Genomic DNA, 6700 nt, shown 5'->3' with positions numbered 1-6700 from the left:
CTGCCGTCTTTAGAATAGCCTGAACACACTTCCCATTTTCGTCCGATCAGCTTCCCTCTTAACGAACGGCGCTCCATAATCAACACCTGATAATCAACATCCATTTGCAGCTTCACCAAGGCAACAATTCCTATGAATGTGGAAGGAACGAATAAAAACCCAGCCAATCCAGCGGTGGATGAAACCGTTGTTGATTATCCGTCCGATCCGCGTCCACCCCAAAAAGGCTGGCGGCGGTTTTTGATTCCAGCGCTCATTACTCTGGCAGTTTTGGGTGGCGTCGGTTGGATTGTATTCAGCCGCTTCATCATGCCGCTGATCATGCTGAGTCAGATGCCGCCACCACCACCGACGCAGGTTCCCGTGGCGAATCCGAAGCGAGCCACGATCGACGACAGCGCTGATTACTCTGCCACATTAGATTCGCGGCAGTCGGTGAACTTGCAGCCGCGTGTCTCCGGTCAAGTTTCGGCAATTTTTGTGCGGGCGGGCGATCGCGTTGCGGCAGGTCAACCTGTGCTGCAAATTGACCCCCGTGAGCAGCGTGCTCAAGTTGCCAGTCGGGAAGCCGCCGCAGGAACGGCGCAGGCAGAGATTACTACTGCCCAAGCCGATGTGGCAGCAGCGCGAGATACGCTGCAATCCCTTCAGGCACAGCGCCAGGCACGACTGTCGGATCTGCAACTGAATCAGCGCGAATACGAACGCTATCAGTCCTTGGTTAGTCAGGGAGCCGAGTCGCGACAGGTGCTCGACCAGCGCCTGAACGCGCTGCGGACGGCTCAAGCCTCGCTAAGACAAACTGAAGCCGAAATTCGCGCTCAACAGTCTGCGATCGCCAGAGCCCAAGCCAATGTCGGACGCAACCGTAGCGCTCTAGAGCAGCAGCAGGCGAGCGTGCGCGAAGGTGAAGTGCAGCTTCAGTACTACACGATCAACGCGCCCTTCAGCGGCACGATCGGCGACATCCCAATTAAGGTCGGTGATTTTGTCGAAACCTCCACTCAACTAATGCGAATCACGCAAAACGAAGAGTTGGAGATTCAAATCGGGGTGCCGCTGGAGCGATCGCCTGATTTACGCAGGGGCTTGCCAGTACAGCTTCTAGATAACCAGGGCAAAGCTGTTCAATCGGGTTCAATTTCGTTTGTGTCGCCAGATGTGGATGCCACGAGCCAGTCGGTTTTGGTCAAAGCGGTATTCCCCAACGTGCGCGGTCAACTGCGCACGAATCAGTTCACTCGCGCTAGAGTGATTTGGGCGCGGCGTCCCGGTGTGCTGGTGCCAACGACAGCGATTTCGCGCTTGGGCGGCAAAGACTTTGTGTTTGTGGAAGCACCTTACCGCAACTCTGGCTGTAAAGCACCTGCGGCAGGGGGAGGGGGTGGCAAACCGCCAGAAATTCCGCCTGATCAAACCGTTGCGGTACAAAAACCTGTGACGCTCGGCAAGATTATCGGCAACGACCAGGAGATCGCTGAGGGAGTTAAAGCCAACGATCGCGTTGTCGTCTCTGGCATTTTGCAACTTCAGAACTGTATGCCGATCGCGGCACAAGGGCAATAAGACCTAGGGGGACAGAGAATGCTTCTCTCGATCGCGGACTTTTTTATTCGACGTCCGGTATTTGCGACGGTGTGTTCGATCGTCGTGACGCTGTTAGGAATCGCTTGTATTCCAACGCTGCCTGTCGCCCAATACCCAGATATTGCACCGCCGCAGGTCACCGTGACCTCCAACTACATTGGCGCGAATGCAGAAACGGTCGAATCGACTGTAACGAACATCCTAGAGCGCGAACTCAACGGCATCAGCGGGCTGCGCTACATCAAATCCACCAGTTCCAACGATGGCACCAGCAACATTAACCTGACGTTTGATTTGGGGCGCAATCAGGATTTGGCGGCGGTGGATGTGCAGAACAAAGTGTCTACCGTCACGGCGCGTTTGCCAGGACCTGTGACCCAAACGGGCGTACAGGTGGTTAAGGCAAACAACAACTTTTTGCTCGCGATCGGTCTCTACGCCGAGAAAGACGAAAAGGGCAACGATCGCTACGACGACATTTACCTCAGCAACTACGCCGATCTCTACATTGTGGATCAGCTAAAGCGGCTGGAGGGGGTCGGCGGCGTGCAGATCTTTGGACAGCGCACCTACGCCATGCGCTTGTGGCTGGACCCCGAGCGCCTAGCGGGTCGGCAGCTAACTCCTCAGGATGTCGTGGCAGCGCTGCGGCAGCAAAACCTCCAGGTGGGAGCTGGACAAATTGGACAGCCGCCTGCCGCCGCAGGGCAGCAGTATCAGTACGCTGTGACGGCTCAGGGACGCCTCAAAAACGTTGAGGAATTCAATGAGCTGGTAATCAAAACGACTGAAAATGGCTCGCTGATCAAGCTTCGAGATGTCGGACGCGCAGAGTTGGGGGCAGAAAACTACGGCTCTGTCTTGCGATTCACGCCGGACGATCGCATCACCTATCGCGGCGTCGGACTGGGAATTAACCAACAGTTTGGCAGCAACGCGCTGGACACAGCGGCGTTGGTCAAGGCAGAAATGCAGCGCCTCTCCGCCAATTTCCCACCCGGACTCCAGTACAAAGTCGCCTTCGATACGACAACCTTTATTCAGGCGGGAACGGAAGAGGTTATTTCGTCGCTGCTGCAAGCGGTTGGATTGGTTGTCTTAATCATCTTTCTGTTCTTGCAGAATTGGCGATCGGCGCTGATTGCCGCGATCGCCATTCCGGTATCGCTGCTGGGCACATTCGTCTTCGTCAAGCTGCTGGGCTTCTCGATCAACACGCTGACGCTATTTGGACTCACCTTGGCAACGGGTCTGGTGGTGGATGACGCGATCGTGATTGTGGAGGACATCACCAAGCGGATTCAAGACGATGGATTGAGTCCGGTCGAAGCCGCGATTAAATCGATGGACGTGTTGTTTGGCGCGGTTATTGCCACCTCGTTGGTGCTGATGACGGTGTTTGTGCCGATCGCCTTTTTCCCAGGCACCACGGGGCAACTCTATAACCAGTTCGCGCTGACGATCGCCTTTTCCATTACGATTTCCACCTTTAACGCGGTCACATTAACCCCAACCCTATCGGGCTTGCTGTTAAAGCGAGGGCAACCCTCGGATAACTGGCTGTTCCGGAACATTAATGGGGCGATCGAGCGGACTCGCCTCAGCTACAGCCGCACGCTCAACACAACGACGCGCCGCAGAGGGCTAATTCTAGCGCTGTTTTCTGCTGCGCTGGTGTTAACGTACTGGGTCTATACGATCGTACCGACCTCGTTTATTCCCGATGAAGACCAAGGCTATTTCATTACGATCGTTCAGGGACCTGAAGGCGTTTCGCTCGACTACACCGAAAAGGTTTTAGAAAAAGCGGAAGCAATTCTAAAGGAGCAGCCGGAGGTGATGAACATCTTCGCGGTCGGCGGCTTTAGCTTTGGTGGGGCAACGCCCAACAATGGCTTGATCTTCGCCACGCTGAAACCCTGGCAAGAGCGCACTGGAGCGAATCAGTCGGTCGCTGCCATTATTGGTGGATTCTTCCCGCAGCCCTCCGGACTGTTTCCCAAGATGTTGGGCATTCAAGAGGCGACTGTGATTCCGATCGCGCCGCCTGCTATTCAGGGGTTAGGCAACTTCGGCGGATTTGAGTTTCACCTTCAGGACCAGTCTGGTGCAGGCTTTGTCACCCTGAGTGAAACCTTGAACAAGTTTATGGGGCGCGCCAGCACTTACCCGTCACCGCAAAGTCCGCAACTTTCGGGATTGCGACCAACGTTCAATGCCAATACGCCACAAATCTCAGTCGAGGTGGACCGCACCAAAGCAAGCGCGCTGCAGGTGTCTCTAGAAGACATTTTCAACACGCTGCAAATTTTCCTCGGCTCGACGTACGTGAATGATTTCAACCAGTTTGAGCGGACCTATCGCGTTTATGTTCAAGCGGATACTCAGTTCCGCTCGAATCCAGACGACATCACCAAGCTGTATGTGCGATCGCAAACAGGTCGAATGATCCGGCTGAGTAACCTGATTACGGTGAAGCAGACGGTTGGACCCTCCATCATTAGCCACTACAACCTGTACCGGGATGTTGAAATCACGGGCACTCCGTCTCCAGGCGTGAGTTCAGGTCAAGCTCTGAAAGCGATGGAAACAGTGGCTAAAGAAACGCTGCCGCGCGGCTACACCTACCAGTGGTCCGGCTTATCCCTGGAAGAACTCGAAGCGGGCGGCAGTGCAACGCTCATCTTTGCCTTGGGCGTCGCGTTTGTGTTCTTAACGCTGGCGGCTCAGTATGAAAGCTACATTGACCCGCTAATCATCATGCTGACGGTACCGTTGGCGATTTTGGGTGCACTCTTGGCGATTTTGCTGCGCGGAACTGCCAACGACGTCTACACGCAAATTGGCTTTGTGATGCTGATTGGGATCGCCAGCAAGAACGCCATTCTGATTGTGGAGTTTGCTAACCAACTGCGTGAAGAGGGCTATACGATCGTCAAAGCCGCGATTCAAGCGAGCCAAGAGCGTTTGCGTCCAATTTTGATGACCGCTTGCTCTAACGTCATTGGTGCAGTTCCGCTGCTGATTGCAACGGGTCCAGGAGCTAACGCCCGTCAATCGCTTGGAGCAGCCACCCTCGGCGGCTCGTGCGTTGCAACCGTGCTGAGTCTATTTGTAGTGCCTGTACTCTACATTGTGATCAAAGCCGCTGCCAGTCGCCTTCGGGGCAGCCGTCGCTTTCAGCCTGCCATGGCTGGAGGTCCGAATGGCAATGGTAATGGTAACGGTCACTCTGGTTTAGATGGTTTAGATGGTCATCGTCCCAGCCATGATGGTACGGCAGAAGGACAGCGATCGGAGGAGCGAGTGCGCGATCGCTAGAGCCTGGTTGGAGACCGATGATTTAACGTTGACACGATCGACTGCCTGCCCCCTGAATAAGGGGGCTTTTTTTATTCCAGCTTGCAACGAGGGTTTCTCCCTCGTTACCCATTTAGCAGCGCCTCGACAAACTCATAGCTAGAGAACGGGCGCAAATCCTCAATGCCTTCACCCGCTCCAATAAACCGAATCGGCAAGCCTAACTGCTGCACAACAGCAAGGGCAATTCCACCCTTCGCTGTCCCGTCCAGCTTCGTTAACACAACGCCGCTGAGCTGCGCCGCCTGCGAAAACACCTCCGCCTGCCGCAATCCGTTTTGACCCAGCGTGGAATCCAACACCAGCAGTGATTCCACCACAGCGCTGTCCGCCTTTTTATCGATAATGCGGCGCACCTTGCTGAGTTCGTCCATCAAGTTCTTTTTGTTCTGCAACCGTCCAGCCGTATCGACCAGCAACAACTCGGTGCTGCGGGCTTGGGCGGCGGTAATGGCGTCGAACACCACTGCCGCTGGATCAGTATTCTGTCCGGGGTTAGCAATCACCTCGACATCGCTGCGTTTGCCCCAGACTTTGACTTGCTCGACAGCTGCCGCTCGGAACGTGTCCGCTGCTGCAATCAGGCAATTGTAGCCAGACTTCTTGGCAATGTGGGCAAGCTTGCCGATCGTCGTCGTCTTTCCAGCCCCATTCACTCCCGTAATCAACCAAATATTCAGCGTGTCTTTCTGCGGCGCAAAAAAGCGACTGGCTTCGTCCTTCAGCGGCGCGTCCAGCATGTCTCGAAGGATCTGCTTCAGGTAGGTAATTGCTGCATCGGGCGGCAGCGTCTCATTGCGGAGTTTGGTTTGCAGCGCCTCGATGATGGCATCCGTTGCCGCCACGCCCACATCCGCTTGCAGCAGTGCCGCTTCAATTTCCAGCACCGCATCTTGGTTAAGCGGTCCCTGCCCCACGATCGCTCGCAGTTGGTTGACCAATCCGCGACGAGTTTTATCAAGTCCCTGCCGCAGTCGCTTTAGCCAGGTAATTTCTTCGATCGAAATATCTTCTGCTCGCCGTCCCTGCGCTGCCAGCACCTCCGTAGACCAGACGAAGCCTTCGTCCAGCATTAGATCCGGTGCGTCCACCGCGGCAACAGGTTCAACTGCAACGACGGGAGCCGCTTCAGGTTCAGGTTCAACGATCGCGGTTTCCTTCAGCCGCTCTAACCGCTCTAACCGCTCCGTTTCAGACTTTGCCCAAAACGGTAAGGGAGCCGCAGGCGCTTCAACGATCGGGTCTGCCTCAGCCGCCGCTGGTTCAGTTGTCTCTGGCTGCATTGCGTCTGGTACAGCCGCAACCACAGCAGGTTCGGCTACTGGCGCGTCGGTTGATTCGATCGCGGCGGGCATGTCCGGCGTTGCCACTGCTTCAGCAGGAAGGGCTGTGTCGTCGGCTGGCTCTTGCTCTTGCTGGCGCTTCCGAATCGTTTCGTAAGCGGCTTTAGCAAAGCTAAGGTAGTCCTCTGCAACGGCGGGAGTCGCTTCTTCTGGCGCTTCTTCTGGCGGCGTCTCTGGTTCGGCGGGTGCTGGCTCAGGTGCCGTTTGCGCCTCCGCAGGCTTTTGATCAAATTTGCGACGAAACCAATCAAACGTCATGCTTGGTACCTGATTGTTAGTCCTTAGTCACTAGCTGTTAGTGGTCAGTAATATCACTAGCGCAGCTAACAAGCGTTGATATAGATATCCCACTATTTGCTTATCACTAAACACTAAACATTAACCGCTAAACACGCTTAACTTGATCGACG

3 protein-coding genes are annotated in these 6700 nt (G+C 55.2%); 2 read left to right on the top strand and 1 reads right to left on the bottom strand.

Going from position 1 to position 6700, the window contains the following annotated elements; genetic code table 11:
* The first annotated feature begins 132 nt into the window (after positions 1–132).
* Both H6F43_RS14330 and H6F43_RS14325 read left to right on the top strand, forming a co-directional pair.
* A complete protein-coding gene (locus H6F43_RS14330; RefSeq protein WP_190343413.1) occupies positions 133–1566 on the top strand; it encodes an efflux RND transporter periplasmic adaptor subunit in 1434 nt (477 codons plus the stop codon).
* Positions 1567–1584: 18 nt separating this feature from the next.
* Positions 1585–4908, top strand: coding sequence for an efflux RND transporter permease subunit (locus tag H6F43_RS14325; protein WP_190343412.1), 3324 nt, complete (start codon positions 1585–1587; stop codon positions 4906–4908).
* Between the two features lie 104 nt (positions 4909–5012).
* On the opposite strand, the gene ftsY is transcribed toward H6F43_RS14325, so the two are convergent.
* A complete protein-coding gene (gene ftsY, locus H6F43_RS14320; protein WP_190343411.1) occupies positions 5013–6548 on the bottom strand; it encodes a signal recognition particle-docking protein FtsY in 1536 nt (511 codons plus the stop codon).
* Positions 6549–6700 lie beyond the last annotated feature (152 nt).

The sequence above is a fragment of the Leptolyngbya sp. FACHB-36 genome (assembly GCF_014695955.1).
GTDB lineage: Bacteria > Cyanobacteriota > Cyanobacteriia > Leptolyngbyales > Leptolyngbyaceae > FACHB-36.
Note: the sequence above shows the minus strand (reverse complement) of the source record. Positions and strands in the feature narration are given on the sequence as shown.

Excerpts from the sequence above, each read along its gene's own strand:
- H6F43_RS14330 (WP_190343413.1), top strand. The coding sequence starts at position 133 with ATGAATGTGGAAGGAACGAATAAAAACCCAGCCAATCCAGCGGTGGAT.
- H6F43_RS14325 (WP_190343412.1), top strand. The coding sequence starts at position 1,585 with ATGCTTCTCTCGATCGCGGACTTTTTTATTCGACGTCCGGTATTTGCG.
- ftsY (WP_190343411.1), bottom strand. The coding sequence starts at position 6,548 with ATGACGTTTGATTGGTTTCGTCGCAAATTTGATCAAAAGCCTGCGGAG.